Here is a 24,977-nt window from a genome sequence, read left to right as displayed (position 1 = left end):
GGCTTGCCAGTACCTTCAGGGTGCTGTTGCCAGCGCGCCGGCCGCGTCCGCCGCGGGCTCGTTGATATCCACCGCAATCGAGATCGGGCCTGCGGCGATGTCGGACTCGCCGTCGTCCTCGCTGTCTTGCGTGTCAATTGGCGCGGCCGCCGCAGCATCAGGCACGCTATCGAGCCGCTCCACCACGGTGCCGGAAATATCGAGCGTGATCTCGTCAATCGCGCCGAGCTTGACGCGAACGCTGGCGCCGCGCGGCAAGCCCTGGGCGCCCAGCGCCGGCAGCACCAGCGGCAAGTCATCGGCGCGCACCAGGTTGTCCTTGAAGGCCGTGGCCGTCAGTTCGCTGATGCCGTTTTGCTGCAGGTATTTAAGCGTCCAGTAGCGCTCTATGCCGGCCTGAAAGCCGTTGTAAGCGCCGTAGGCGGCATCAAAACACGAAATGATGGAAAACAGCTCTGCGTCCTTGGGCTTGAAGGGCGCGGCCAGCGCGGCGGTGCGGCCATTGCGCACGCAAGCGATGATTTGCCACTGGTTGACCAGGTCGGTGTAGCGGCGCAGCGGCGAGGTGCTCCAGGCGTAGCTTTTGACGCCCAGGCCCGCATGCGGCAGCGCCTTGGTGCCCATGCGCACCTTCACACCGGGCGCCAGACTGGCCTGGCTGCGGTAAATGCCGGGCACGCCATGCTCGGCCAGCCACTGGCCCCAGGTGCTGTTAGCCAAAATCATGGCCTCGGCCACGATCAAATCGAGCGGCGCTCCGCGCTGGCGCGTGCTGATGCTGACCGCTTCATCGCCCTGTGGCTCTCCGCCCGACGGGTTGGCGAGCTTGAAGTTGTAGTCGGGCCGGTTAAAGTTTTCGGGTTTGCCGCGCGCCACTTCGCGCTGGCCCTTGAGGTGTCTGGCCAGGCGGTGCAGAAATGTCAGCTCCACGCCCCACGGAACGTCAGTTGGCGCGGTGGTCTGCGCGGCTTCAAAAAATGCTTCGGTGAAGGTGCTGTCCAGCACGTCGTGGCGCAGGTTGCTGGCGATGGGCACCTGTTCCAGCCGAGTGACGCTGCCGGTAATCTCCAGCGTGGCTTCATCAAGCGTAAGGTAGAGCGACAGGGCCGGGCAGTTATGGCCTTCGCGCAAGGTGTAGCTTTGCACGATTTCATCGGGCAGCATCGTCAGCTTGTAACCCGGCATGTACACCGTGGACAGGCGCGTGCGGCCCAGCGCATCAAGCGGGCTGCCGGGCAACACGGCCAGGCCAGGCGCGGCAATGTGGATGCCCAGCGTTACGCTGCCGCTGCCTAGTCCTTGCACCGACAGCGCATCGTCAATCTCGGTAGTGGCGGAGTCGTCGATGGAGAACGCCCTGACATCGGCCAGCGGCAATTCGTCCTTGACCTGCGGCGCCTGCAGGGCCGGGAAAGCCGTGCCTTTGGGGAAGTTCTCAAACAGAAAGCGCTTCCAGTGAAACTGGTAGGGCGAGGCAATCGCTCCAGCCTGCTGCAGCAGATCGAGCGGCGCCAGGCGCGTGGCGCGCGAGGCTTCAACCACGGCCTTGTATTCAGCGCTGTTTTTGTCGGGTTTGAATAGAATTTTGTAAAGTTGCTCGCGCACCGATGCCGGGCATTGGCCCTCGCCAAGTTCCCCGGCCCAGGCGCTGATTTGCGCGGCAAGCTGCTTTTTCTTTTCAATAGCGTTCAGCGCCAGCTGCAAAATCTCGGCCGGAGCCTTCTTGAAGCGGCCCTTGCCAGCGCGCCGGAAATAATGCGGTGCATCGTACAGGCGCAACAGCGCCGCGGCCTGCTGCTCCAGCGTGGCGGGTTTGGCGGCATCCGAGCTGAAATAGTCCCGGGCCAGGTCGGCAAAGCTGAATTCCTCGTCGCTGGCAAATTCCCAAGCCAGTTCCAGTTCGATTTCTTCGCTCAATTTTTGTCCGGCCGCCATGAATTCGGCCGGAGCGGGCTTTTCAAACTTGAGCAGCGCATTGGCGGCCTTAACCTTGACTCGCTTGCCCGAGTCGAGCTCCACCTGCAGCGACGCGTCGGCCTCCGACAAAATCCGGCCGGCCAGAAATTTGCCGGTTTCTTCAAACAATACAAACAAAACGGAATTCCTTTAGTGACTTGGATGACTTGCGGCTAGTGTAATCAGGCAGTCGCAGCGGCGGCTATCCGGGGGGGCTTCCGGCAGCCGGTTCCAAATCCAGAAAATCGAGAATGGCCGGCACATGCAGGTCGAAATCGCTCAGGGCGTGGTCGCCACCCTCCAGCAGGCGCAGCTGGGCGCTAGCGTAGCGCGCCGTCATCTCGCGCCAGTCCAGCACTTCGTCGCCCTTGGCGATGATGGCGAAGTAGTGCTGCGGCGCTTTCAAAGGCCCGGCCTGCAGCGCGCGCAACTCGTCGACAAAACCCGGTTCAAAGAAAAAGTGCTCGTCGGGCTGGTGCCAGGCGGTTTGCTCGCCGATGTAGTTGGCCAGGTCGCGCGCCGGATCAACAGCCGGGTTCAGCAACACCGCCTTGCAGCCCAGGCGCTCGGTCAGTGCCGTGGCGTAAAAGCCGCCCAGCGACGAGCCGATCACGGCCAGACTCTCAAATCCGGCGTCTTGCGGCCAGCCGGCGATGCCGTCCATCACCCCTTGCAGCGCCGCGCGTGGCGACGGCGGCAGCTGCGGGCACCACCAGCGCACTGCGGGGAAACGCTGGCGCACGATGGCTGCCATTTTTTGCGCCTTGACGGAGTAGGGCGAGGAACGAAATCCGTGCAGGTAGAGCAAGTGGGTGGTGCGCATAGTGCCATGGTAAACGCGCCGCGTCGCCTTAGAAAATAGCCCCCAGCGTCTGGATTGCGGCAACGCCGGTGTTTTTGCCTTTTAAGCATAAAATAGGCCTCTAGCCCAATAAGTACGGGCGCAAGCAGCTATTTAATTAATAGCAAAAAGATTCCCCTTCGGGCGCAGCAGAGCGGTGGGCAGGGGCGGCGCTGGCCGATAATCAGTGTATGGCCGCCGTTTTCAACAAACCTTCCCTTTTTCAGCGAACCTTGCCCTTGGTGCAGGGCTTTGACGGCCTGCTGGCCTTTGCGGTTTTTTTGCTGGTCTGCGCCGGCTTGCTGACCATGTACTCGGCGGGCTACGACAACGGCACGCGCTTTGTCGACCATGGCCGCAACATGCTGATTGCCGGGGCCATCATGTTTGTGGTGGCGCAGATTCCGCCGCAGCGCCTGATGGCCTTCGCCGTTCCGCTGTATGTCGTCGGCGTGACGTTGCTGGTGGCGGTTGCCGTTTTCGGTGTGACCAAGAAAGGCGCGCGGCGCTGGCTCAACATCGGCGTGGTGATTCAACCCAGTGAAATCCTGAAAATCGCCATGCCGCTGATGCTCGCCTGGTGGTTTCAAAAGCGCGAGGGCCAGTTGCGTCCACTGGACTTTCTGGCTGCAGCGCTGCTACTGGCCGTGCCGATCGGGCTGATCATGAAGCAACCCGATCTGGGCACCGCTTTGCTGGTGCTGGCTGCTGGCCTGGCGGTGATTTTTTTTGCCGGTCTGAGCTGGAAGCTGATTGTTCCGCCGGTTCTGCTGGGGCTGATCGGTGTTTTTCTGGTGGTGTGGTTTGAGCCGCAACTGTGCGCCGACGGCATGCGCTGGCCGGTCCTGCATGACTACCAGCAGCAGCGTATCTGCACCCTGCTGGACCCGTCGCGCGACCCGCTGGGCAAGGGTTTTCATACGATTCAGGGGATGATCGCGATCGGCTCCGGCGGCATGTTCGGCAAGGGCTTCATGGCCGGCACGCAGACGCACCTGGAGTTCATTCCCGAGCGCACGACCGACTTTATTTTTGCGGCTTACTCCGAGGAGTTCGGCCTGATCGGCAATCTGCTGCTGATTGCCGGTTTCATGTTTTTGATCTTGCGCGGGCTGGCCATTGCGCTGGAGGCCTCCACGCTGTTTGCCCGGCTGCTGGCCGGTGCGCTGACCATGATTTTTTTCACTTACGCCTTTGTCAACATGGGCATGGTGAGCGGCATCTTGCCCGTGGTCGGCGTGCCGCTGCCTTTCATCAGTTACGGCGGAACGTCGATGGTGACGTTGGGGCTGGCCATTGGCCTGTTGATGTCGATTGGCAAGGCCAAGCGCCTGGTGCAGACATGAGGGTCCGGCCCGGGGCTTGCTGGGCTTGCTGGGCTTGCCGGGTGCGCGGCACGTCGCCGTAAATTTGCCGCAGTGGGCGCGGACAACCTCCATGGCTGCATTCACCAAAGTACTCATATTTCTTGAGTTACGGCAGCGCTCGGGTAACAAAGCAGCGCGGATGGGCCACTTGATCCATTGGACATACCACTTCAAGGAGTCTTGTCATGACCGGTAAATTTGAGCTCAAGAAATCCAAGAATGACAAGTATTTTTTCAACCTGTTGACAGGCAATGGGCAGATCATTTTGTCCATTGAAATGTATGAGTCCAGCGCCAGTGCGGTCAGCGGCATGGAATCGATCAAGAAAAATGCGGCGGAGATGGCCGTTATGCGCCCGTTGTAGGCAAAGACGGCTCGCCGTATTTTTCCCTCAAGGCGGGCAACTGTCAGGTGTTCGGCCAAAGCCAGATGTATTCGAGTGAAAAATTCCGCGACGCCGGCATTGAGTCGTGCAAAGCCAATGGACCGAGCGCGGCTGTCAGCGACCTGACGGGCTGAGCGCTTAGTCCATCGGCTCTGCGGGCACGGTCCACGTGCCTGGCTGGCCTTGACCGTACAGACACAGGCCCCTTTCAGACTGCCTACAATGATTTGATGAACTCACTCAAATCTTCCGCCGCGTCAGCTCGTCAAACCAGTGTGGGCGTCCGGCCGCTGTCCCGCCCCACGCTCGAGTCCACCGCTGGGCGCCTGGTCATCGCGCAAAAGCTCCTGCTTGAGCCCTTCGGTCTGAACGATGCGGCCCTGAGCCGCGCCCTCGGCGAAATCACCTCCTACGGCGTCGACGACGCCGATCTCTATTTTCAGTACACCCGCAGCGAGGGCTGGAGTCTGGAAGAGGGCATTGTGAAGACCGGCTCATTTAGCATAGACCAGGGCGTTGGCGTGCGCGCCGTTAGCGGCGAGAAAACCGCTTTTGCCTATTCCGACGATATTTCCGAAGCCTCGCTGCTTGACGCGGCCCGCACAGTGCGCAGCATCTCGGCCGCCAACCGGGTCGGTCGCGTCAAAACGCCGGCCCGCAAGGTTGCCGCCAGCCGCTCGCTTTACCGCGACCTGGACCCGATTGCCAGCCTGGGTAGCACCGCCAAGGTCAAACTGCTCGAAAAAGTCGAAAAACTCGCCAAGGCCAAAGATCCGCGCATCGTGCAGGTAATGGCCGGACTGGCCAGCGAGTACGACGTGGTGATGGTGGCGCGCGCCGACGGCACGCTGGCCGCTGATGTGCGCCCGCTGGTACGTTTGAGCCTGACAGTGATTGCCGAGCAAAAAGGCCGGCGCGAAGTCGGGTCCGGCGGCGGCGGCGGTCGTTTTGGCCTGGCCTATTTTGACGATGCGCAAATCGGCCAGTATGTCGATGACGCCGTGAAGGCGGCGCTGACCAATCTGGACGCACGCCCCGCGCCTGCCGGGGAAATGACCGTGGTGCTTGGCCCTGGCTGGCCTGGCATTTTGCTGCACGAAGCGATTGGTCACGGACTGGAGGGCGACTTCAACCGCAAGGGTTCCAGCGCATTTTCGGGGCGCATCGGCCAGCGTGTGGCCGCCAAAGGCGTGACGGTGCTCGATGACGGTACGATTGCCGATCGCCGCGGATCTCTGAACGTCGATGACGAGGGCCATGCCAGCCAGCGCAACGTGTTGATCGAGGACGGCATTTTGAAAGGCTACATTCAGGACGCGCTCAATGCGCGCCTGATGAAAGTCAAACCTACCGGCAATGGACGGCGCGAAAGCTACGCCCATGTGCCGATGCCGCGCATGACCAACACCTATATGCTGGGTGGCGACAAGGCGCCCGAGGAAATTGTGGCCAGCATCAAAAAAGGCCTGTACGCCACCAACTTTGCCGGCGGCCAGGTTGACATCACCTCGGGCAAGTTTGTGTTTTCTGCCAGCGAAGCCTTCTGGGTTGAGAACGGCAAGATACTTTATCCCGTCAAGGGCGCCACGATTGTGGGCAACGGCCCCGATGCGTTGACCCGCGTCACCATGATAGGCAACGACATGCAGCTTGACAGCGGCGTCGGCACCTGTGGCAAGGAAGGCCAGAGCGTACCGGTAGGCGTGGGCCAGCCGACTTTGCGGATTGATGGCCTCACCGTGGGCGGCACCGCCTGAGAACCAGCCTTCAAAGGGAAGTTCCCTGATCAGATGCGCGAGCGCCCGCGCTCAAGCCCCTTTTTGCGACGCCACAGCCAGATCCCGCAAGGTGCGTTTGAGTAGTTTGCCGTTGGGATTGCGTGGCAAGGGCTCGTCCAGCCAAGTCCAGGCGTCAGGCGTTTTGTAGTCGGCCAGCTGCTGACGGCATAGCGCCACCAATTCGGCTTGCAGTTGCGCCGTGCTGGCGATGTTGGGTGCATGGACAAAGGCATGGATGCGCTCCCCCAGCACAGGGCAGGGCACGCCCACCGTCGCCGCCTCGCGCACCGCCGGATGCGACAGCAGGCAGTTCTCGACTTCCACCGAAAACACTTTGTAGCCACCGCGGTTGATCATGTCTTTTTTGCGGTCATGCACACGCAAAAAGCCATTCGCGTCCAGCGTGCCGATGTCGCCGGACTTCCAGTAGCCGTTCACAAAGCCGTCGGCCGTAGCCTGCGGGTTGTCCCAGTAGCGTGGCACTACCATGGGGCCGGCGATCCAGATTTCGCCGCTTTGGCCAGCGGGCAGATCATGGCCGTCATCGTCCACCACCCGCAGGTCGGCGCAGGGCAGCGCCACACCGACGGCGTCCAACGGGGCGGCGCCGGGCGGTGTCAGCGTGACCGGCGAAGTAGTCTCGGTGGCGCCATAGGCGTTGAACAGCCGGATGCCTGTGCAGTGCTGGCGCAGGGCGTCAATCGTGGCGGGCGGCATCGGCGCACCGCCAAAACCGGCTAGGCGCCAGCCGCTCAAATCGGTGCGCGCCCATGTCGGCTCCAGCAGGCAAAGCGCATACATCGCAGGCACCATCAGTGTGTAGCTGACCTTTTCACGCTCAATCATCGCGAGGCAGCTGGCCGCCTTGAACTCGCGCAGCACGACCACGGCGCCGCCGACGCCGGCCATTGCCAGTACGATGGCGACCAGCCCGGTCACATGCGAAGCCGGCACCGCCAGTAGCGCGCGATCATCTGGACGCAGCCCCAGGGCGTGACGGTAATGCAGCACCGAATGCAGCAGGTTTAAATGCGTCAACACCGCGCCCTTGGGCCGGCCGGTGGTGCCCGAGGTGTAGAGGATCACCGCGGCGTCGTCTTCTGCGGGTGCGGCGTCCTCAAAGGGGGTGCCCTGTTGGGTCGCAACCATGGCGTGCCACGACAGCCACCCGTCAGGCGCCGCCGCGCCTTCGCCAACGCAGATGCGCTGCAAGGCTTGACCATCGTCCAGGCGCTCCGGCACCAGCGTCGCCAGTCCCGCGTCGGCCAGTACCGCTGTGGCGCGGCACTGGTTCACGACGAAAGCGACGCCCGGCGCGGCTTCCCGAATGCTTATCGGCACCAGCACGGCGCCCAGGCGCAGCACGGCATGGGTGGCGATCACGAATTCCGCGCGGTTGCCCAGCAGCAGCGCCACCCGGTCGCCTGCCGCCACGCCCAGTTGCGCCAGCGTGTGCGCAAGCCGGCCGCTGTCGTCGCGCAGCGCGGCCCAGTTCCAGCGCCGCGCCCCGTCCGCCAGCGCAGCGGCTTGCGGGTCGCGCGCGTGGGCCTCTTGCAGCATCTGCGGCAGGTGGCGCGGGCGCTCGGCAAAGCAGCGCAGCAGCCGGTCGCCGAAATGGCGCTCCTCACGCAGCAGCGCGCTTGCCCATGGCGCGCCGGGCGTCGAGACAAACGGCTTGCTGCCGCAGTTGCCGACCGAATCGTTCATGAGGTCACCACGGCGAGGTTGGCGCCGCGCTCTATCACCACCTCGTCGTCCAGCAGGCTGCGCGAGTGGTTCAGGTCAGATTGACTGATCAGCACCGACACGCCGCTGCCGCGCAAACCGCCTACCACCTCGGACAGGCGCTGCGACAGCGCGGGCGCTACCCCCTCGAAAGGCTCGTCGAGCAGCAGCAAGCGCGTGCCTACCGACAGAGCCCTGGCCAGCGCCACCAGCTTTTGCTGGCCGCCCGATAACAGCAAGGCCTTGCGCTGGCGCATTTCCAGCAGTTCGGGCAATACGTCGTAGACAAATTTGAGGCGCTCGACGAGCTTCAGCTGCGGTGACACCCACAGCGGCAGACAAATATTTTCCTCCACCGTCAGCTCCGGCACCAACCCGCGGTCTTCCGGCATGTAGCCAATGCCCAGCGCGGCGCGCTGGTGCGGTTCTGTGCCAGCCAGGTCGACGTCACCCAGGCGCAGGCTGCCCGCCAGCAACGGCAAGTGGCCCATGATGGTGCGCATCACCGTGGTCTTGCCCGCGCCGTTGCGGCCAATCAGGCCCACCATGGTGCCGGGCTCGACGCGCAAGGAAAAACCGCGTAGCACCTGTACGTCTTGAATCGCCACTTCGGCCGCTGCGAGATCGATCATGCGCTGGCTCCGCTGGCGTGGTGGGCTGAGCCGGTTACGTAGCGCTGCACGTCGGAATCGTTCAGCACGTCACGGGGCGGGCCGTCGGCGATGACCCGGCCACTGTAGAAGGCCGCGACCCGCGTCGCGTAGCGCTGCATGATGTCCATGTCATGCTCGACGAACAGTACGGCGACCGGTGCTTCGCCGTTTCGGCTTTCGATGGCCTGCATGACGGTGTCCATGGTGCTGAATTTCTCGTCGGCGCTGACGCCGCTGGTGGGCTCGTCCAGCAGCAACACCCTGGGCTGCCCGGTCAGTGCCATGGCAATATCCAGCAATTTGCGAATGCCGCCGGGCAGCTCGCGCACCATTCGCTGCGCGTGGGCCGCCAGGCCAAAGCGCGCCAGCAGGTCGGCGCATTGCGCCAGTGACGCAGCGTCGCGCGCCGAGCGAAAGAAGTGGCGGCTGCCGCGGTTGCAGTGCAGCGCGGCCAGCAGGTTGTCGAGTACCGACAGATGCAGGCACAGCTGCGGAATCTGGAACGAGCGCGCCACGCCCAGCCGCGTGATCTCGCGCGGCGTCAGCGCCGTGATGTCCTCGCCCGCCAGAAAAATCTGCCCCGCGCTGGGTTTGAGGTAGCCGGTGATCATGTTGACAAAGGTGGTCTTGCCGGCGCCGTTGCTGCCGATCAGACACAGCCGCTCACCGGCCGCTATATCCAAGCTGACATCGGCTGCAGCCACCACCGCGCCGAAGCTGCGCTGCAACTGCCGGGCCGACAGCACGGCTAGCGCGGGAAAGTGGGGCAAGGGGGTCGGATGGTTGGTCGTCATGTCATGTCACGTCGTATTGCGGCCCGGCGTAGCGGCCGCAGGCGATCCGACAGTGACCCCAGGCCATCGGGCAGAAAGCGAATCACCAACAGCAAGAACAGGCCCAGCACCAGTTGCCAGGTGTTGGGAAAATAAGCGCTTGAAAATGAGCGCACCAGCTCCAGCAAAAACGAGGCCGTCAACACCGCGATCACGCTGTGGTGGCCGGCCAGAATCGCCACGAAGACGAATTCGCCCGAGGTGGTCCAGTAGCTGAAGCTCGGGTCAATGTGGCCCAACGCCAGCACGCCCAGGGCGCCGCCAACGCCGCCGAGGAATGCCGCCAACGCGTAGTTCCAGGCCACCAGATTGGCCGTTGACATGCCGAGATATTCGACGCGCAACTCGTTTTCACGCACGGCCAGCGACAACAGTCCGCGCGCCGAGTCGCAATACAGGCGCACCAGCGCAGCCAGCACGCAGGTGATGGTGGCGGTCACGCACCACAGCAGTAGCGGTGTCCCGCCATCGACCGCGCGCTGGCCGAACAAGCTGGGCCGACTCACGTTGAAGCCATCTGAGCCGCCCAGCGCTTCGGTTTTGACCAGCACACCATACAAGACCATGGACAGCGCCAGCGTCAGCATCGCAAAGAAGATGCCGCGGTAGCGCGCCAGTAGCGGCGCGAACGGCGCCGCCAGCAAAAAGGCCGCTACGCCGCCGAATGCGCTCAACGCCAGCACATCGGTCACGCCCAGCTTGTTGAACGCCAGCGCGGCCGCATAACCGCCAGCGGCAAACACCAAACCCTGCCCAAAAGGCACAACGCCGCTGCGCATCATGACCACAATACCCATGGACACCAGGCCATTGGCCAGGGCCATGGTGGCCAGCGACACCAGCCACCTGGGCGCCAGGAAACCAGCCAGCAGCAGCAGCGCCAGCGCGCCCGCGCTGGTCATGGCCACACGCCTCAATGAACGGTTGGACAACATCGACTCCTAAAAGAGAAAGAAGAAGTGCAAGAGGAAGGAGGGCGCAGCCACAGTAATCCCTCCGGTTAGATCTTGCGCGCCTGGATGCGCTGAAACAGCCCCTGCGGCTTGAACACCAAAATGGCGGCCATCACGACATAAACGCTGAACAGTTCGGCTGGTGGCCAGATGTGTACCGACGCAGCGCGCGCCAGCCCGACCACCAAAGCGCCTATGGCCGCGCCCTCGATGCTGCCCAGGCCGCCGATGATGACGACGGCAAAGCTCACAATAATCACGCCCACGCTCAAGCCCGGTTGCACCGACAGCATGGGCGCGGTAAGGGCGCCGCCCAGTGCGGCCAGAAACACGCCCGCCGTGAAGGCGCCGGTGTAGATGCGCGACACATTGACGCCCATGCTCGCCGCCACCTCGGGGCTGTGAATCACTGCCGTGACGATCTTGCCCTGGCGCGTGCGGTTGAGGACCCACCAGGTGACGCCGCCGCAGACCAACGCCACCCCTACCAGCAGCACGTCGTAGCCGACGTAGCTGAGCTGGCCCAGTTTGATGTTGCCAAAGGCCTGGTAGGTGTCGGACACATAGTAGGGATTGACGCCCCAGATCAGCTTGGTGATGTCTTCCAGCATGAGAAACATCGCATAGGTGACCAGCACCAGCAGTACCTCATCGCGGCCATAAAACATGCGCAGCAAACCGCGTTCGGTCAGCGGCGCCAGCACGGCTGCCACCGCCACGGCAGCGGCAACCAGCGCCACCACGCTCAGGGCTGGCGAGAACTTCAGCGCCAGCAGCCAGGTGACCAGGCTGGCGCCCGCGTAGGCGCCTACCGCGTAGAAGCTGCCATGCGCGATATTCAGGATTTTCAGCACCCCGAAAACCAGCGTCAGGCCCAGCGCCACGATGAACAGCCAGGAGGCGTAGGTGATCCCGTCGAACAGGATGGTGGTCAGCAAGTTCATGATGGGTAGTGCGTCAACGCGTCGCGTGCGCGCTCAGCACTTGGCCCCTGGGAAGCCGGCTTTCAGCCAGTCCTCGCTCTTCATGTTGGCCGGCGGATTCACGCACTCGGCCGGAAAGCGCTGAATGTCGTCAAGTAGCACCATTTTCTTGCCGGCGTCCCAGCGCGTCTTGCCAATCGCGGTTTCCTGAATCGCCTGGTTGCCGTCGCCCAAGGCCATACGGATGTTGCCTGCCGGGGATGCCCAGTTGCTGCCCTTGAGCGCCGCTGCCAGCTGTTCATGCGTGGGCTTTTTGCCGCCGTTGGCCGCCATGGCTTTTTCTGCCGCTTGTTTCAAGCCCAGCAGCGCTTGCGCCATGCGGTACGGGGCTTGCACCGGATAGACGTTGTTGGCCTTCTGATACAAGTCAAACCACCAGTCGTTAAGCGCCGACTTGGGCGCCATCAGGCCATAGGCGCCGCGCGCTCCAATGATCGCGCCATTCGGCATTTTCTCGCCCAGCCCGGGCAGCACATGGTCGGCGGCGGAAAACACCGGCGTTTGTGTCTGGAAAACGCCGCGCGCATTGGCTTGCAGGATGAAGGCCTGGAGATCGCCGCCCCACAGGCTGGAATGCAGGATGTCGGCCGGCTTGCTCAGCAACACCGACACCTCGGTGCCGTATTGGCCCGCGCCAAATTTTGGCAGAAGGTCAGCATCAGGCTTGGCGTCTTTGTAGAGCTGGTCCATCGCCAGCGTGAAGTCCTTTTTGCTGTCCTGGCCCCAGGCGTAGTCCTGGTTGATCATGTTGTAGCGCTGTACCTTGACGTTGCGCGCCTTCAGGTAGCGCGCCAGCGCCACGTTGTCCATGGTTGCGTGGGCTGCTGTGCGAAATACGTAGTTGTATTTGCCGTCTTCAAAAATACGCGGCGTGCCGCAGTCGTAAAGGATCAGGAACTTCTTCATCTCCTCGGCGACCGGAGCGACGGCCAAGCAGTCGCCCGAGCTGACGTAGCCGACCACGGCATCGACTTTTTCGCGCTCGTAGAGGTTGCGCAGCTCCTGAACCTGCTTGGTCGCGCCGCCGGCCTCGTCGACATAAACGGCTTCGATCTTCATGCCGCCGAAGCCCACCTTGTTGTAGGGGGCGGGCGCCTGTCCCTTGTTGAAGGCGTCCACCAGTACCTTGGCGCCGTTGACGGCCGGCACGCCAAAACTCTCGGCGGCCTGGCCCGACAGGAAGCTGACGACGCCAATCTTGAAGGTCTCTTGTGCCAACGCCGGCAGCGTTGCCAGCGAGACGGCGGCGACGACGCAGGCGCTGCGCCAGGCCGGGTGCGTGGACACAAAAACCAGGTTGGAAGGCAGTTTCATCGAAAGTCTCCTTTAATTAAATGCAGCGTCGCTGCAATGCTGTGGATTTGAACGCTTCTTATTGGGTGTCGTACGCTTGCAGTGGGGTGTTCATCGGAATGCGCGCCAACGCATAGCCGCGCTGAAAATCGATCAGGTGCTTGCGCGTCCACTCGTACGCCTGGTCGGCGTCGTGCGCCGCGATGGCCCGCACGATGCGCTTGTGCGCTTCGAGGTTGCGCCGCTTCATTTGTGGCAGCGCCTGCTGCAGCCGGATCAGCGATGGCCGGTACAGCAGGTTGATGGGCTCGCGCGCTAGCATCAATACGCGATTGCCGGATATGCGCGCCACCAGCGCGTGAAATTCGATGTCGAGCTCGGCGTGCGATTGCAGCGATTCCTCACACTTGTCATGCGCGCAGAGCCGGTCCACTGCCTCTTGCAGTTCCTGCAAGTCTGCGGGCGCTGCGGCTGCAGCGGCCAGCCGTGCCGCCTGGGGCTCCAGCACCAGCGCCACCTGCCAAAGTTCCTCAAAAGTCACTTGATGCAGCAGCAGCGCGCGCGCCGCCCTGGGTGCTGCGTCATAGACCCCCGGCATGGTGACGTGAAGGCGTTTGGAGCCGCGCCGCTCGACCAGCCCTTCCTGCTCCAGCTGGCGTATCGCCTCGCGCACAGTAGAACGGTTAACGCCAAACTGCTGCGCCAGATCCAGCTCGGTTGGCAGCTGGGTGCCGGGTTTGAGTTCGCCGCGCACGATGCGCTGCTCCACCACAGTGCAGACCGCCTTGTAGGCCGGCATGACCTTGACGCGCTCAAACGGCGCCATGGCAACAGGTTTCGCCTCGGCGACAGCGTGGACGCTCATGGCATACCCGCAACGTGACGACGCAGCGCAAGCAAGACAGACCGGTTGATAGCTGCTCTCCTTCGTCAAAAACATTGTCCGACAACCGAACTGTCACACAGGCCAACCGAGGATCGCCCTAGGACTTTCCCGAGGTTGAGCAGAGGCTGAGTTAGCGCAGGTCAATGGCTTGAGGAAGCCGCGCGTCAACAAGATGCAGCCATTTTTGACGCGCGGCGGGTGCCGGATATGTCCGCCTATTTCGACGCGCCTGTCGTGAAGAAAGGCACGGCCTTTCGTTGAGGGCGCCAGAATCATTTTTGCGCTGTGTTACATTGACCTCAATGACTTCCGCGAAACTTTATTTTGGTTACTTCTGGTTCTCAAGCGCTTTCGGCGGTAGAGAGACATTCGCGTAACCTGAAAAAAACGCAACAAATCTCAAAAAACCGCCGGACTCCCGGCGGTTTTTTTTTGCCGATTTGAAAATTTGTTTAGCGTAAATTGACTTATTGAAATTGCCTGAAACTTTTAAAAGGAAGCATGAGATGAATGCCAAAGCCACTTCGGCCAACCCCGCCAGCGACAGCTGGCATGCGAGCGTCGACAAAACCAGCGAGACCGACGACGAACGCATCAAGGACATCACCGTGTTACCCCCTCCCGAGCATCTCATCCGCTTCTTCCCGATTCGCGGAACCGCCGAGGAATCGCTGATTACCCGGACCCGGAAAAGCATCCACCACATCATCGCGGGCAGCGATGACCGCCTGCTGGTGGTGATCGGTCCGTGCTCCATTCATGACCCGATGGCCGCGCTGGACTATGCGCGCGGCCTGGCCGAGCAGCGCAAGAAGTACGCCGGCACGCTGGAAATCGTCATGCGCGTGTACTTTGAAAAGCCGCGCACGACCGTGGGCTGGAAAGGGCTGATCAACGACCCTTACCTCGATGAAAGCTTTCGCATCGACGAAGGCCTGCGCATTGCGCGTCAGCTGCTGATCGACATCAATCGCCTGGGCCTGCCGGCGGGAAGCGAGTTTCTCGACGTGATTTCCCCGCAGTACATCGGCGATCTGATCTCCTGGGGGGCGATTGGCGCGCGCACCACCGAAAGCCAGGTGCACCGTGAACTGGCGTCTGGTCTGTCGGCACCGATCGGCTTCAAGAACGGCACCGACGGCAATATCCGCATCGCCACCGACGCGATCCAGGCAGCGGCGCGCGGTCACCACTTTTTGTCGGTGCATAAAAACGGCCAGGTCGCGATTGTGCAAACCAGGGGCAACCAGGACTGCCACGTCATTTTGCGCGGCGGCAAAGCCCCCAATTACGACGCTGCCAGCGTGGCCGCAGCCTGCAAGGACCTCGAAGCCGCCAGCTTGCCTGCCACTTTGATGGTCGATTGCAGCCATGCCAACAGTTCCAAGCAGCATGAAAAGCAGCTCGAGGTGGCGCGCGACGTCGCGGCGCAGCTGGCTGCTGGTTCGCGCCAGGTGTTCGGCGTGATGGTGGAAAGCCATCTGAGCGCCGGCGCGCAAAAGTTCACTGCGGGCAAGGACAACGCCAAGGCGCTGGCCTACGGCAAAAGCATCACCGACGCCTGCCTCGGCTGGGACGATTCGCTGACGCTGCTCGATTCCTTGTCGGCCGCCGTGCTGGCGCGCCGGGCCCTGCAAGTGGCCTAACATGGGCGTCAAGTCTTCATCATTTACCCCTCTGGAGCAAGCCATGCGCAGCGAAGTCAGTGTGACATTTAAAAACAGCCCGCCGGTGCGGATAGACCTCAATGAAGTCCAGCCCATGCCGCACGACGAGGCACGCAAGTGGCTTGATGAGCAGTTCACCCAGATGGGTTGCGAGCCGCTGCGGGCCACCGGCAAACTGCTGACGGCCGACAAGGTGATGGTGGTGGCGCAGGCCGCCGGCCCGGCCAAGTTTGCCGAGACCCAGTGGGCGCAGGCGTTCGCCCGCGCCGCCAGCGCCGCGCTGGCCAAGCCGTTGGTGCAGATTGACGTCGACACGCTGAGCATCAGCTACTAAAGACGGCCAGCCGCACGAGCCGTCAGGGTCGGCAGTTTGAGTTTATTTGAGTGTAAAAAAGGCCTATAGCCCAATAAATACGGGCGCAAGCAGCTATAAAAATAATAGCACTTTAGGCCCTGTGGATGCCGCCGGCGAGCTGCTGCCGCCCTTGGTCTGGAACGACCAAGAGTGCTGCGTTGTTCTTCTATAGCTACGCAATTAACGCCGCTGCTGCCTGCCTCTTGGCCGCTCCTGCAGCCAGAGTGATATTTTCAACCACTCAACCACTCAACCACTCAACCACTCAACCACTCAACCACTCAACCGCTTTGACACGCCGTGAAAGCTCAACCCGACCTGTTTGCCAGTCAGCCACTCGCAGCGTCTGCCGGGGCCGGCAGCGCAACCGGCATGGCTTTTCTGTCTCGGGGCCAGGGACTCGCGCCTTTTCCCCCGCCCAGCAGCGCTTTAATCGGCTGCTGGCGCGCATTGGCAAGCTGAAAGGGCAGATCGCCGACGTGCAGGCCCTGGCCGATCTGCATCGCCCGCTCTTCAATGCCACGCTCACGCCGCTGCGTGAGCGTTTCCAGGCGCTGATGCGCAGCATGGCGCTGTGGCTGGATGAGCGGCTGCAGGACAAAGACCTGCGCCTCGCGCAAAAGCGCACCGCCCTAGAAATTCTTTGTGGTTTATGCGCGGCGCTGGTCGCGAACGGCGATGAGTCCATGCGGGCGCTGCACTACAAGCGCAGCCGGCACAGCTTGGGTGAGAAGGACCAGGCCGCTGCCGCCGGCATGCGCGCCATGATGGAGGACGTTTTTGGCAAGCCGCTGGAGGTTGATGAGTCGCTTGATGAATCGCTCGATCCCGTCGACGCCGTGATGCGCGCCGCCATGGCGCACATGCAGGAAGCGACGCAAGCCGAACAGTAAAGGCGTCATCCGGGCCGCGCTGTGATTGAGCGTGCGGTCGGGTCAGGCTGCGCTGGCTTAAACTGACCTGTTTTTAACGCGTTGTTTGCCTCTAGCCCAATATCCACGGACGCAAGCAGCTACTAATTTAATAGCAAACAGGCGCCGCTTGCCGTTTCAGGATTTCAGCGCTTGCAGCAGCTTGGCGTGAATGCCGCCAAATCCGCCATTGCTCATGCACAGCAAATGATCGCCGGGCCGGGCCGCCGCTTTGACCTGCGCCAGCAGCTGCTCCAGGCTGTCCGCCACCTGGGCGCGCGCGCCCATGGGGGCGAGGGCGGCCCTGGCATCCCAGTCGAGTCCGCCGGCATGGCAAAAAGCCAGGTCGGCGCGCTCCAGGCTCCAGGGCAACTGCGCTGTCATGGTGCCCAGCTTCATGGTGTTGCTGCGCGGCTCGAAGATGGCCAGGATGCGCGCGCCGGTTTCCCCTTTGCCGTCGAGCTGGCGACGCAGGCCGTCGAGCGTGGTGTGGATGGCCGTCGGGTGATGTGCAAAATCGTCGTACACGGTGATGTCGCCCTCGCTTGAGCCTGCGCCATGGACGTGATCGTGGACGTGGACGACGCCACGCACTTCCATGCGGCGCTTGACGTTCTGGAATTCGGCCAGTGCCCGCGCTGCCAGCTCGGGGGCTACCCCCACATGCTCGGCTGCGGCGATGGCGGCCAGGGCATTGAGCTGGTTGTGCAGGCCGCTGATGGCCCACTGCACACGCGCCACGGGGCGACCGGCCTTCAGCACCTTGAAGTCGCTCGGCTCGCCCTGGGCGGTAAAGCCGCTGTGGTTCAGCGGGCTGCTGCCGAAGAGTACCTGCTCACTCCAGCAGCCTTGCGCCAGTACGCGGCGCAGGCTTTCGTCGCAGGCATTCACGACGACCCGGCCTTCCGAAGGCACGGTGCGCACTAAGTGATGAAATTGCCGCTCGATCGCCGCCAGGTCGTCAAAAATGTCGGCGTGGTCAAACTCCAGGTTGTTCAAGATGGCGGTGCGCGGCCGGTAATGCAGGAACTTGCTGCGTTTGTCGAAGAACGCGGTGTCGTACTCGTCGGCTTCAATCACAAAGGTGTTGCCTTTGCCCCCTTTACCCCCTTTCCCCAGGCGGGCCGACACGCCAAAGTTGAGTGGCACGCCGCCGACCAGAAAACCGGGCCGCAGGCCCGCGCTTTCCAGAATCCAGGCCAGCATGGCGGTGGTGGTGGTTTTGCCGTGGGTACCCGCCACGGCCAACACATGGCGACCGTGCAAGACATGCTCGGCCAGCCATTGCGGGCCGCTGGTGTAGGGCAGGCCACGGTTCAAAATGGCTTCCATCAACTCGTATCTGGCGCTGCCGTCGGCCTGATGGGCGCGCGACACGACATTTCCGACCACAAACATGTCGGGCGCAAAGCCGGCTTGGTCCAGCTGGTCGGCGCTGTAGCCTTCTGTCAGTTCAATGTCCAAAGCCCGCAGCTGGTCACTCATGGGTGGGTAAACGGCGCTGTCGCACCCTGTAACCTGGTGTCCGGTCTCGCGCGCCAAGGCGGCTAGCCCTCCCATAAAGCTGCCGCAAATTCCCAGAATATGTATGTGCATGGGGGTGTATTCTAGGCAGGGCACTCAGTGAGCCGGCCAGCAACGATGCTGAAGTTTTACCGAGTTTTCAAGCAAAATAGGTTGATTGCCCGGTATTTACGGGCGTAACGCGCTCCTGATTCAATAGCAAATTTGCGGAGCGTGAACTTTGTACGCCGGCGTGAACCTAACGGAAAACAAAGCTTTTGGGCCGCCCTTGCTCACTCTCCTGTGCCCACATACCGACTCCATACCTTGAACCCACACACCCTGAAATCCGAAATTTCCGCCACCGCCGCTGCGCTGGTGGTCGAAGAAGGGCTGGAATACGGTCCGGCAAAGCGCCGTGCGGTCAAACAGATGGGCTTGCCTGCGCGCACCGAACTGCCCGGCAACGATGCGCTGGAAGACGCCGTGCATGAATATATTGCGCTGTTTTGCGCGGACACCCAACCCGCCGAATTGGCGGCCTTGCGCGCTGTGGCGCTGCTATGGATGGAGCGCCTGAGCCAGTTCCGGCCTTACCTGGGCGGCGCCGTCTGGCATGGCACGGCGACGCGGCTGTCAGATATCTATATCCAGCTGTTTTGCGACGACCCGAAGTCGGCCGAAATCGCCTTGATCGAGCACAACGTGGTTTACGAGCCGCGCACCGTTACGGGCTTTACCGGCGGCAGTGTGGAGGCGCTCAGCCTGCGCAGCGTCTGCCAAGCCCTGAACGAAACGGTTGGCGTGCATTTGATGGTCTACGATCACGACGACTTGCGTGGTGCCTTGCGACCCGATGGCAAGGGCCGCGCGCCGCGCGGCGACCTGGCCGCCGTGCAAAAATTGCTCTTTATCCCTTTGGAGTCTGAAACTTGAATCGCAGAAATATGCTTTATGGCGGCGTCGCCGCTGCAGCCGGCCTGGCTGGCGCCGGGGCGGCGTGGTGGAAATTTCAGCCGCATGCGCTGCGCGGCGAGGTCAGCGCCGTGGCGCCAGCGGCGGGCGCAGACACGGCGGTCTCAGCCGGCGACGCTGCTGCCGCCGAAACGTTCTGGAGCCTGAGCTTTGACACGCCGGACGGCAAACCACTGCCCATGCGCAGCTTTCACGGCAAGCGGTTGCTGGTGAATTTCTGGGCCACCTGGTGCCCTCCTTGCATCGAGGAGCTGCCTTTGCTGGATTACTTTTATCAGGAAAACAAGGACAAGAACTGGCAGGTAGTAGGCCTGGCGGTCGATCAGCCGAGCGCCGTGCGTGCTTGGCTGGAGACCAAGCCGCTGAATTTTCCGGTCGGCATGGCGGGCCTGCAAGGCGCCGAGTTAAGCAAGACGCTGGGCAATCTGGCGGGCGGCCTGCCGTATTCGGTGGTATTTGGCGCTTCTGGTCGGCTCCTTTACCGCAAGGTCGGCAAAATCAAACCCGAGGATCTCGGGCTTTGGGCGCAGCTCAAGTAGCTTTTGAATCCACCCGCACGGGTTTTGTCATCAGTAGCCAAAACGCTTCAAAATGTAGCATTTTGTGCTTATTCGCATTTATTTCTTACATAAAGAGTGGGCTATTTCCACTGGCAAGTGCTTCACACGCAGGCACTAGAGGCGCTTTGGCTTGGGGTACACTCTGCTTTTTCACGCGTCAACCTGTCGGTTGCCGCGCCAAATGATTAGCCTTTGAGCGCTTTAGAGCGTAAAAGCAGAGAGTAAGCGAAAAAAGAAGGAAGATTGGTGCTCGTGCCGGTCTCCCCACATTTTCAGAAGGTGCGCGCAGAATTCCTCGCGCTAGCCAGGCCACCGTTGTTGGAAAGAATTTATGGATTTAAGAAAACTCAAGACACTGATTGATCTTGTTTCAGAGTCCAATGTGTCCGAACTGGAAATTACCGAAGCTGAAGGCAAGGTACGCATTGTCAAGTCCAGCGGAGCTCCTCTCGTCATGCAGCAAGCTGCCGCCCCCATAGCACTTGCTCCGCAAGCGACAGCGCTGTCGGCAGTGCCGGCGGCCGACGCTGCAGCGCTTGTTCCTGCCGGCCACGCCGTCAAGTCGCCCATGGTCGGTACTTTTTACCGCTCCGCCAGCCCTGGCGCCAAAGCTTATGTTGAGGTCGGCAGCGTGATCCGCGAAGGCGAAACCATCTGCATCATCGAAGCCATGAAAATTCTCAACGAGATCGAGGCCGACAAGTCAGGTACCGTCACCAAAATCCTTTCCGAAAATGGCCAGGCCGTGGAATATGGGCAGCCCCTCTTCCTTATTGAGTAATTGAGTAACTAAGCGGCGCTGTTGCCCACTGTCAGATAACCGATCAGCCGATCCGGCCAGACCAAGTTCTTCGACGAATGTTTAAAAAAATACTGATAGCTAACCGCGGCGAGATTGCGCTGCGCATCCAGCGCGCCTGCCGGGAGCTCGGCGTCAAGGCCGTGATGGTGTATTCCGAAGCGGACCGCGAGGCGAAATACATCAAGCTGGCCGACGAGGCGGTGTGCATAGGGCCGGCAGCGTCAAGCCTGAGCTACCTCAACATGCCGGCCATTATTTCGGCGGCCGAGGTCACTGACTCGGAAGCGATTCACCCGGGCTATGGTTTCCTGAGCGAAAACGCCGATTTTGCCGAACGCGTTGAAAAAAGCGGTTTCAAGTTCATCGGCCCGTCGCCTGAGTCGATCCGCACCATGGGCGACAAGGTATCGGCCAAACAAACCATGATCAAGGCCGGTGTGCCCTGCGTACCGGGCTCGGAGGGCGCGCTGCCCGATGACGCGGCGATCATCAAGCGCACCGCCAAGCAGGTCGGTTATCCCGTCATCATCAAGGCCGCTGGCGGCGGCGGCGGCCGCGGCATGCGCGTGGTGCACACCGAGGCGGCGCTGTTGCATGCGGTGCAGACCACCAAGGCCGAAGCCGGCGCGGCCTTCGGCAATCCCGAGGTCTACATGGAGAAATTCCTGCAGAATCCGCGGCATATCGAAATCCAGATCATGGCCGACCAGCATAAAAACGCGGTCTGGCTTGGTGAGCGCGACTGCTCCATGCAGCGCCGCCACCAAAAGGTTATCGAAGAAGCGCCGGCGCCGGGCATTGCGCGCAAGCTGATCGAACGAATCGGCGAGCGCTGCGTGGCGGCCGTCAAGAAAATCGGCTACCGGGGTGCCGGCACCTTCGAGTTTCTTTTTGAGAACGGCGAGTTCTACTTCATCGAGATGAATACCCGCGTCCAAGTGGAGCATCCGGTGACGGAGTGGATCACCGGTGTGGATATCGTGAGAACGCAGATCATGGTGGCGGCCGGCGAAAGACTGCCCTTTGTCCAGCGTGACATCCAGTTGAAGGGCCATTCGATTGAATGCCGCATCAACGCCGAAGACCCGTACAAGTTCATCCCTTCGCCGGGACGCATCACGACCTGGCATACGCCGGGCGGCCCCGGGGTGCGGGTCGATTCGCACATCTACGCCAACTACTTCGTGCCGCCCAATTACGACTCGATGATCGGCAAGATCATTGTTCACGGCGATACCCGCGAGCAGGCGCTGGCGCGCATGCGCACCGCGCTGGCCGAAACCGTGGTCGAAGGCATCAACACCAATATCGCGCTGCACCGCGAGCTGATGGTCGATGCGAAGTTCATGGACGGCGGCACCAACATCCACTACCTTGAAGAGTGGCTGTCCAAGCGTCAACGCTAGGCAGTGATTTATTTGGCAAGCGGCCCGATGCGGGTCATGCAGAGGCTCCCTGCGCACGCAGGGCAGGGACTATGAGTCTGTACGAACTCATTTTGCTGGCGCCGGTCCACGAAGTGGAAACGCTCAGTGAGGCGCTGGAGGCGCTGGACGCGCTCAGCGTGTCGGTGGAAGATGCCGACGCCCAGACGCCGGCCGAGCAGGCCCTGTTTGGCGAGCCCGGCATGCCGCCGCCCCAAGCCGGCTGGGAGCGCTCGCGCGTGGTGTCCCTGTTTGCCTCCGAGACCCTGGCGCGCGATGCCGCCGCTTTGCTGGCAGCGCAGGATTTTTTTGCCGCTTGCCAGCTGGTCGTGATTCAGGCCGTGCCCGAACAGGATTGGGTGCGGCTGACGCAATCGCAGTTCACCCCGGTTGAGATCACACCCGAATTCTGGATTGTGCCAACCTGGCATGAGCCACCGGCGCAGGCCAGGCAGGTAATACGGCTTGACCCCGGTCTGGCCTTTGGCACCGGCACCCACCCCACCACGCGCATGTGCCTGCAGTGGATTGCCGGCCAGAGTGCCGCCGGCAATTCGCTCGGGCGTGTGCTCGACTACGGTTGCGGCTCGGGCATTTTGGCGATTGGCGCTGCCAAGTATGGTGCGTCGGACATCGACGCCGTCGATATTGACGAGGCGGCGGTGACATCAACCCGTGCCAATGCTGAGGCCAACCATGTGCGCGTGCAGGCCGGCTTGCCCGACAAGGCGGTCGGTGGCTACAACACGGTGCTCGCCAACATTTTGGCAACGCCTTTGCGCGTGCTGGCGCCGCTGCTCTGCGCGCATGTGGAAAAGGGTGGCCATCTGGTGCTTGCAGGCATTTTGGCGCGTCAGGCCGATGAGCTCAAAGCCGCCTACGCGCCTTATTGCCAGCTTCAGGTGCACAACGAGGAAGACGGCTGGATACTGATGACCGCGGACTTGTGAGCGCGTACTGGAGCAAGCCTGACCGCCGCGCGCGGGGTTGCTTTCCAGTCCGGTCTGGTGGCAACGAGCCCCTACAATACAGCGCTAAATGAGCCTGCTTACGCGCTGCCCCGCTTGCGGCACGATGTTCAAAGTCGTGGCCGATCAACTCAAAGTCTCGCAAGGCTGGGTGCGATGCGGGCATTGCGCTGAAGTGTTTGATGCCGCGACGCACCTGCTGCAACGCGAATCCGCCTTGCTTGAGCCAGCGGCCCTGGCGCCTGACGCCGATGAGCAGGAAGTTGCGCAGGCGTCACGCTGGCAAAACAGCGCAGAAGCGCAGGCGCCGCAGAAGTCGATTCTTGCACCGGCCCCCTCGCTGGTGGAGCTGGTACTGCTGAAGCCTGCGCTGTCCGAACCCGATAATGCACCAGACAGCGCCGGCGATTTTGACCTGGCAAGCTGGCAGCTGGCGCAACAGGGCGGCGCGCAAGAAAAGGCGCAGTCCGGGCGGGAGACCAGCGCGGCGCCGGGCGACCTGCCGCCGCGCCTGCAGGAGCTAGTCCACACCGCGACCCTGGATGACTCCGATCTGGCGACCCCGGTCGTGGCGCAGGCCCGAGTAGCGGCGGCCCAAGCAATGGCCGTTGAAAGCAGTGATTTTGATGCCCTGCCCGATGTTTCCTTTGTTCGTGAAGCGCGTCGCAAAGCTTTTTGGACACAGCCGCCGGCTCGGCGCTCGTTGGCGGCGTTGTCTGTGCTGTTGCTGGCCTTGCTGGCGCTGCAATGGGTAACCCAGCAAAAAGACACTTTGGCGGCGCGCGATCCACGCTTCACACCGCTGCTGCAAACACTTTGCAGCGTATTGGGTTGCGAAATTCGGCCGCCGCGCCATATCGAATCGTTGGTGATCGACAGCTCCAGCTTTAACCGACTCGGCCCGGATGCGTATCGCCTTAATTTTTCACTCAAGAATACCGCCGCGGCAGCTCTGGAAATGCCTTCTTTGGAGGTGACCCTAACCGATGCCCAGGACCAGGCGCTGGTGCGCCGGGTGTTGGCGCCAGCGTTGTTTGGAGCCAGTACCGGCACACTGGCCGCCCACTCCGAGCTGGCCAGCGCCGTGATCATGAAAGTTTCAGCCGACGGCGGCCTCGCCAACGTGGCGTCGCTGCCATCTTCCGCGTCAGCTGCGCCATTGCGGGTTGCCGGCTACCGCGTCCTTGCTTTTTACCCTTGACAGAATCGAGAACTGAATGTCTGCTGTGATTTGTGGTTCCCTGGCGTTTGACACCATCATGACTTTTGAGGGCCGATTTTCCGAGCAGATCCTGCCCGACCAGCTGCACATCCTCAACGTATCTTTTCTGGTCCCCGCGCTGCGCCGCGAATTCGGGGGCTGTGCCGGAAATATCGCTTACAGCCTGCAGCAGTTGGGCGGTACGCCCTTGCCCATGGCCACGGTGGGCAGCGACGGCGCTGACTATGTCGAGCGCCTGAAAACACTGGGCATGAGCACCGAGTTTGTCCGTTCCGTCGCTGATACCTATACCGCGCAGGCCATGATCATGACGGACCGCGACAACAACCAGATCACCGCCTTTCACCCGGGCGCGATGATGCAGGCCCACCTCACCCAAATAGCGGCGCGCAGCGATATCAAGCTGGGGATGATCTCGCCCGACGGGCGCGATGCCATGCTGCAGCACGCCGAACAGTTCAAGGCCGCCGGCATTCCCTTTGTATTTGACCCGGGTCAGGGTCTGCCGATGTTTGACGGCAAGGAGCTCGCTCATTTTGTTGAGCTGGCAAGCTGGGTGACGGTCAACGATTACGAAGCGCGCATGCTGAGCGAGCGCACTGGCCTGTCGAGCGAGCAGCTGTCCCGGCAGGTTCGGGGCCTGGTGGTGACACTAGGGGCAGAGGGGTGCGAGGTTTGGCTGGATGGTGCGAAGACCCTGGTGGCACCGGTCAAGGCCGAGGCGGTGGTCGATCCGACCGGTTGTGGCGACGCCTTTCGCGGCGCGCTGCTTTACGGTCTGGAGCAGGGCTGGCCGCTGGTCCGCTGCGCGGCTTTGGGCAACCGGGTGGGCGCGCACAAGATCGCCAGCCGCGGCGGTCAGAATTACACCCTGAGTTCTGCTCAAATTAAGGGATAGCCCATAGCTGGCGGGCGTTAGTAGCTATTAAAATTATA

General features: G+C 62.1%; 22 protein-coding genes and 1 pseudogene. 13 read left to right on the top strand and 10 right to left on the bottom strand.

The window, feature by feature from the left end:
• Positions 1 to 15: 15 nt before the first annotated feature.
• Positions 16 to 2,094 (bottom strand): ribonuclease catalytic domain-containing protein, encoded by a 2,079-nt coding sequence (locus HHJ18_RS10320; protein ID WP_296914801.1) that lies wholly within the window; start codon positions 2,092 to 2,094, stop codon positions 16 to 18.
• 64 nt (positions 2,095 to 2,158) lie between these two features.
• A complete protein-coding gene (locus HHJ18_RS10315) occupies positions 2,159 to 2,779 on the bottom strand; it encodes a YqiA/YcfP family alpha/beta fold hydrolase (RefSeq protein ID WP_296914800.1) in 621 nt (206 codons plus the stop codon).
• A gap of 209 nt (positions 2,780 to 2,988) precedes the next feature.
• Here HHJ18_RS10315 and rodA point away from each other — a divergent pair, with 209 nt between their 5' ends.
• The 3 genes and pseudogenes from rodA (at position 2,989) to tldD (ending at position 6,307) form a co-directional block, all read left to right on the top strand.
• Positions 2,989 to 4,143 carry a rod shape-determining protein RodA gene (rodA, locus tag HHJ18_RS10310; RefSeq protein ID WP_296914797.1) on the top strand — a complete coding sequence of 385 codons (1,155 nt, stop codon included), beginning with the start codon at positions 2,989 to 2,991 and terminating at the stop codon, positions 4,141 to 4,143.
• Positions 4,144 to 4,349: 206 nt separating this feature from the next.
• Positions 4,350 to 4,684: pseudogene (locus tag HHJ18_RS10305) on the top strand (YegP family protein).
• A gap of 96 nt (positions 4,685 to 4,780) precedes the next feature.
• Complete coding sequence (gene tldD, locus HHJ18_RS10300) at positions 4,781 to 6,307, top strand: metalloprotease TldD (protein ID WP_296914795.1); 1,527 nt, start codon at positions 4,781 to 4,783, stop codon at positions 6,305 to 6,307.
• A 51-nt stretch (positions 6,308 to 6,358) separates the two neighbouring features.
• On the opposite strand, the gene HHJ18_RS10295 is transcribed toward tldD, so the two are convergent.
• The 7 genes from HHJ18_RS10295 to HHJ18_RS10265 all read right to left on the bottom strand — a co-directional run bounded on the left by HHJ18_RS10295 (position 6,359) and on the right by HHJ18_RS10265 (position 13,633).
• Entirely contained in the window at positions 6,359 to 8,035 is a 1,677-nt protein-coding gene (locus tag HHJ18_RS10295) for an AMP-binding protein (RefSeq protein ID WP_296914792.1), read from the bottom strand.
• Entirely contained in the window at positions 8,032 to 8,685 is a 654-nt protein-coding gene (locus HHJ18_RS10290) for an ATP-binding cassette domain-containing protein (protein WP_296914789.1), read from the bottom strand. The genes HHJ18_RS10295 and HHJ18_RS10290 overlap by 4 nt, the downstream gene beginning before the upstream one ends.
• Positions 8,682 to 9,500, bottom strand: a complete 819-nt coding sequence (locus HHJ18_RS10285) for an ABC transporter ATP-binding protein (protein WP_296914786.1) — start codon at positions 9,498 to 9,500, stop codon at positions 8,682 to 8,684. Before HHJ18_RS10285 ends, HHJ18_RS10290 begins: the two co-directional genes overlap by 4 nt.
• Entirely contained in the window at positions 9,497 to 10,471 is a 975-nt protein-coding gene (locus tag HHJ18_RS10280; RefSeq protein ID WP_296914785.1) for a branched-chain amino acid ABC transporter permease, read from the bottom strand. Before HHJ18_RS10280 ends, HHJ18_RS10285 begins: the two co-directional genes overlap by 4 nt.
• Positions 10,472 to 10,539: 68 nt before the next feature.
• Positions 10,540 to 11,436 carry a branched-chain amino acid ABC transporter permease gene (locus HHJ18_RS10275; RefSeq protein WP_296914782.1) on the bottom strand — a complete coding sequence of 299 codons (897 nt, stop codon included), beginning with the start codon at positions 11,434 to 11,436 and terminating at the stop codon, positions 10,540 to 10,542.
• A 33-nt stretch (positions 11,437 to 11,469) separates the two neighbouring features.
• Positions 11,470 to 12,789: an ABC transporter substrate-binding protein gene (locus tag HHJ18_RS10270; protein ID WP_296914779.1), complete on the bottom strand. Its 1,320-nt coding sequence runs from the start codon at positions 12,787 to 12,789 to the stop codon at positions 11,470 to 11,472.
• Between the two features lie 58 nt (positions 12,790 to 12,847).
• The gene (locus tag HHJ18_RS10265; RefSeq protein ID WP_296914776.1) at positions 12,848 to 13,633 is read right to left on the bottom strand and encodes an FCD domain-containing protein; all 786 of its coding nucleotides are present in this window, start codon (positions 13,631 to 13,633) and stop codon (positions 12,848 to 12,850) included.
• Positions 13,634 to 14,160: 527 nt separating this feature from the next.
• Here HHJ18_RS10265 and HHJ18_RS10260 point away from each other — a divergent pair.
• From HHJ18_RS10260 to HHJ18_RS10250, 3 genes are all read left to right on the top strand, one after another.
• Positions 14,161 to 15,300, top strand: a complete 1,140-nt coding sequence (locus tag HHJ18_RS10260; protein WP_296914774.1) for a 3-deoxy-7-phosphoheptulonate synthase — start codon at positions 14,161 to 14,163, stop codon at positions 15,298 to 15,300.
• A 43-nt stretch (positions 15,301 to 15,343) separates the two neighbouring features.
• On the top strand, positions 15,344 to 15,655 hold the full coding sequence (locus tag HHJ18_RS10255; protein WP_296914771.1) for a hypothetical protein: 312 nt from the start codon (positions 15,344 to 15,346) through the stop codon (positions 15,653 to 15,655).
• A gap of 311 nt (positions 15,656 to 15,966) precedes the next feature.
• Entirely contained in the window at positions 15,967 to 16,569 is a 603-nt protein-coding gene (locus HHJ18_RS10250) for a hypothetical protein (protein ID WP_296914768.1), read from the top strand.
• Between the two features lie 156 nt (positions 16,570 to 16,725).
• On the opposite strand, the gene mpl is transcribed toward HHJ18_RS10250, so the two are convergent.
• A complete protein-coding gene (gene mpl, locus HHJ18_RS10245; RefSeq protein WP_296914766.1) occupies positions 16,726 to 18,183 on the bottom strand; it encodes a UDP-N-acetylmuramate:L-alanyl-gamma-D-glutamyl-meso-diaminopimelate ligase in 1,458 nt (485 codons plus the stop codon).
• A gap of 234 nt (positions 18,184 to 18,417) precedes the next feature.
• Between mpl and HHJ18_RS10240 the strand changes: the two genes are divergently transcribed.
• From HHJ18_RS10240 to HHJ18_RS10210, 7 genes are all read left to right on the top strand, one after another.
• Positions 18,418 to 19,026, top strand: a complete 609-nt coding sequence (locus HHJ18_RS10240; RefSeq protein WP_296914765.1) for a hypothetical protein — start codon at positions 18,418 to 18,420, stop codon at positions 19,024 to 19,026.
• Entirely contained in the window at positions 19,023 to 19,604 is a 582-nt protein-coding gene (locus HHJ18_RS10235) for a TlpA disulfide reductase family protein (protein WP_296914762.1), read from the top strand. Before HHJ18_RS10240 ends, HHJ18_RS10235 begins: the two co-directional genes overlap by 4 nt.
• 352 nt (positions 19,605 to 19,956) lie before the next feature.
• Positions 19,957 to 20,406, top strand: coding sequence for an acetyl-CoA carboxylase biotin carboxyl carrier protein (gene accB / locus HHJ18_RS10230; protein WP_296914760.1), 450 nt, complete (start codon positions 19,957 to 19,959; stop codon positions 20,404 to 20,406).
• A gap of 77 nt (positions 20,407 to 20,483) precedes the next feature.
• Positions 20,484 to 21,833 (top strand): acetyl-CoA carboxylase biotin carboxylase subunit, encoded by a 1,350-nt coding sequence (gene accC / locus HHJ18_RS10225; RefSeq protein ID WP_296914758.1) that lies wholly within the window; start codon positions 20,484 to 20,486, stop codon positions 21,831 to 21,833.
• A gap of 77 nt (positions 21,834 to 21,910) precedes the next feature.
• A complete protein-coding gene (gene prmA / locus HHJ18_RS10220; protein WP_296915189.1) occupies positions 21,911 to 22,801 on the top strand; it encodes a 50S ribosomal protein L11 methyltransferase in 891 nt (296 codons plus the stop codon).
• 88 nt (positions 22,802 to 22,889) lie between these two features.
• Complete coding sequence (locus tag HHJ18_RS10215) at positions 22,890 to 24,020, top strand: DUF3426 domain-containing protein (protein WP_296914755.1); 1,131 nt, start codon at positions 22,890 to 22,892, stop codon at positions 24,018 to 24,020.
• A gap of 16 nt (positions 24,021 to 24,036) precedes the next feature.
• Complete coding sequence (locus tag HHJ18_RS10210; RefSeq protein WP_296914752.1) at positions 24,037 to 24,939, top strand: carbohydrate kinase family protein; 903 nt, start codon at positions 24,037 to 24,039, stop codon at positions 24,937 to 24,939.
• Positions 24,940 to 24,977 lie beyond the last annotated feature (38 nt).

The organism is Polaromonas sp. (genome assembly GCF_012927455.1).
Taxonomy (GTDB): Bacteria; Pseudomonadota; Gammaproteobacteria; order Burkholderiales; family Burkholderiaceae_C; genus Polaromonas.
The sequence above is the reverse complement of the archived record's forward strand: the minus strand, read 5'-3'. Positions and strand labels throughout refer to the sequence as shown.

Bases quoted from the DNA above. Each gene is read 5' to 3' on its own strand.
- HHJ18_RS10315 (WP_296914800.1), bottom strand. From the start codon at position 2,779: ATGCGCACCACCCACTTGCTCTACCTGCACGGATTTCGTTCCTCGCCC.
- rodA (WP_296914797.1), top strand. From the start codon at position 2,989: ATGGCCGCCGTTTTCAACAAACCTTCCCTTTTTCAGCGAACCTTGCCC.
- tldD (WP_296914795.1), top strand. From the start codon at position 4,781: ATGAACTCACTCAAATCTTCCGCCGCGTCAGCTCGTCAAACCAGTGTG.
- HHJ18_RS10295 (WP_296914792.1), bottom strand. From the start codon at position 8,035: ATGAACGATTCGGTCGGCAACTGCGGCAGCAAGCCGTTTGTCTCGACG.
- HHJ18_RS10290 (WP_296914789.1), bottom strand. From the start codon at position 8,685: ATGATCGATCTCGCAGCGGCCGAAGTGGCGATTCAAGACGTACAGGTG.
- HHJ18_RS10285 (WP_296914786.1), bottom strand. From the start codon at position 9,500: ATGACGACCAACCATCCGACCCCCTTGCCCCACTTTCCCGCGCTAGCC.
- HHJ18_RS10275 (WP_296914782.1), bottom strand. From the start codon at position 11,436: ATGAACTTGCTGACCACCATCCTGTTCGACGGGATCACCTACGCCTCC.
- HHJ18_RS10270 (WP_296914779.1), bottom strand. From the start codon at position 12,789: ATGAAACTGCCTTCCAACCTGGTTTTTGTGTCCACGCACCCGGCCTGG.
- HHJ18_RS10265 (WP_296914776.1), bottom strand. From the start codon at position 13,633: ATGAGCGTCCACGCTGTCGCCGAGGCGAAACCTGTTGCCATGGCGCCG.
- HHJ18_RS10260 (WP_296914774.1), top strand. From the start codon at position 14,161: ATGAATGCCAAAGCCACTTCGGCCAACCCCGCCAGCGACAGCTGGCAT.
- HHJ18_RS10255 (WP_296914771.1), top strand. From the start codon at position 15,344: ATGCGCAGCGAAGTCAGTGTGACATTTAAAAACAGCCCGCCGGTGCGG.
- mpl (WP_296914766.1), bottom strand. From the start codon at position 18,183: ATGCACATACATATTCTGGGAATTTGCGGCAGCTTTATGGGAGGGCTA.
- accB (WP_296914760.1), top strand. From the start codon at position 19,957: ATGGATTTAAGAAAACTCAAGACACTGATTGATCTTGTTTCAGAGTCC.
- accC (WP_296914758.1), top strand. From the start codon at position 20,484: ATGTTTAAAAAAATACTGATAGCTAACCGCGGCGAGATTGCGCTGCGC.
- HHJ18_RS10215 (WP_296914755.1), top strand. From the start codon at position 22,890: ATGAGCCTGCTTACGCGCTGCCCCGCTTGCGGCACGATGTTCAAAGTC.
- HHJ18_RS10210 (WP_296914752.1), top strand. From the start codon at position 24,037: ATGTCTGCTGTGATTTGTGGTTCCCTGGCGTTTGACACCATCATGACT.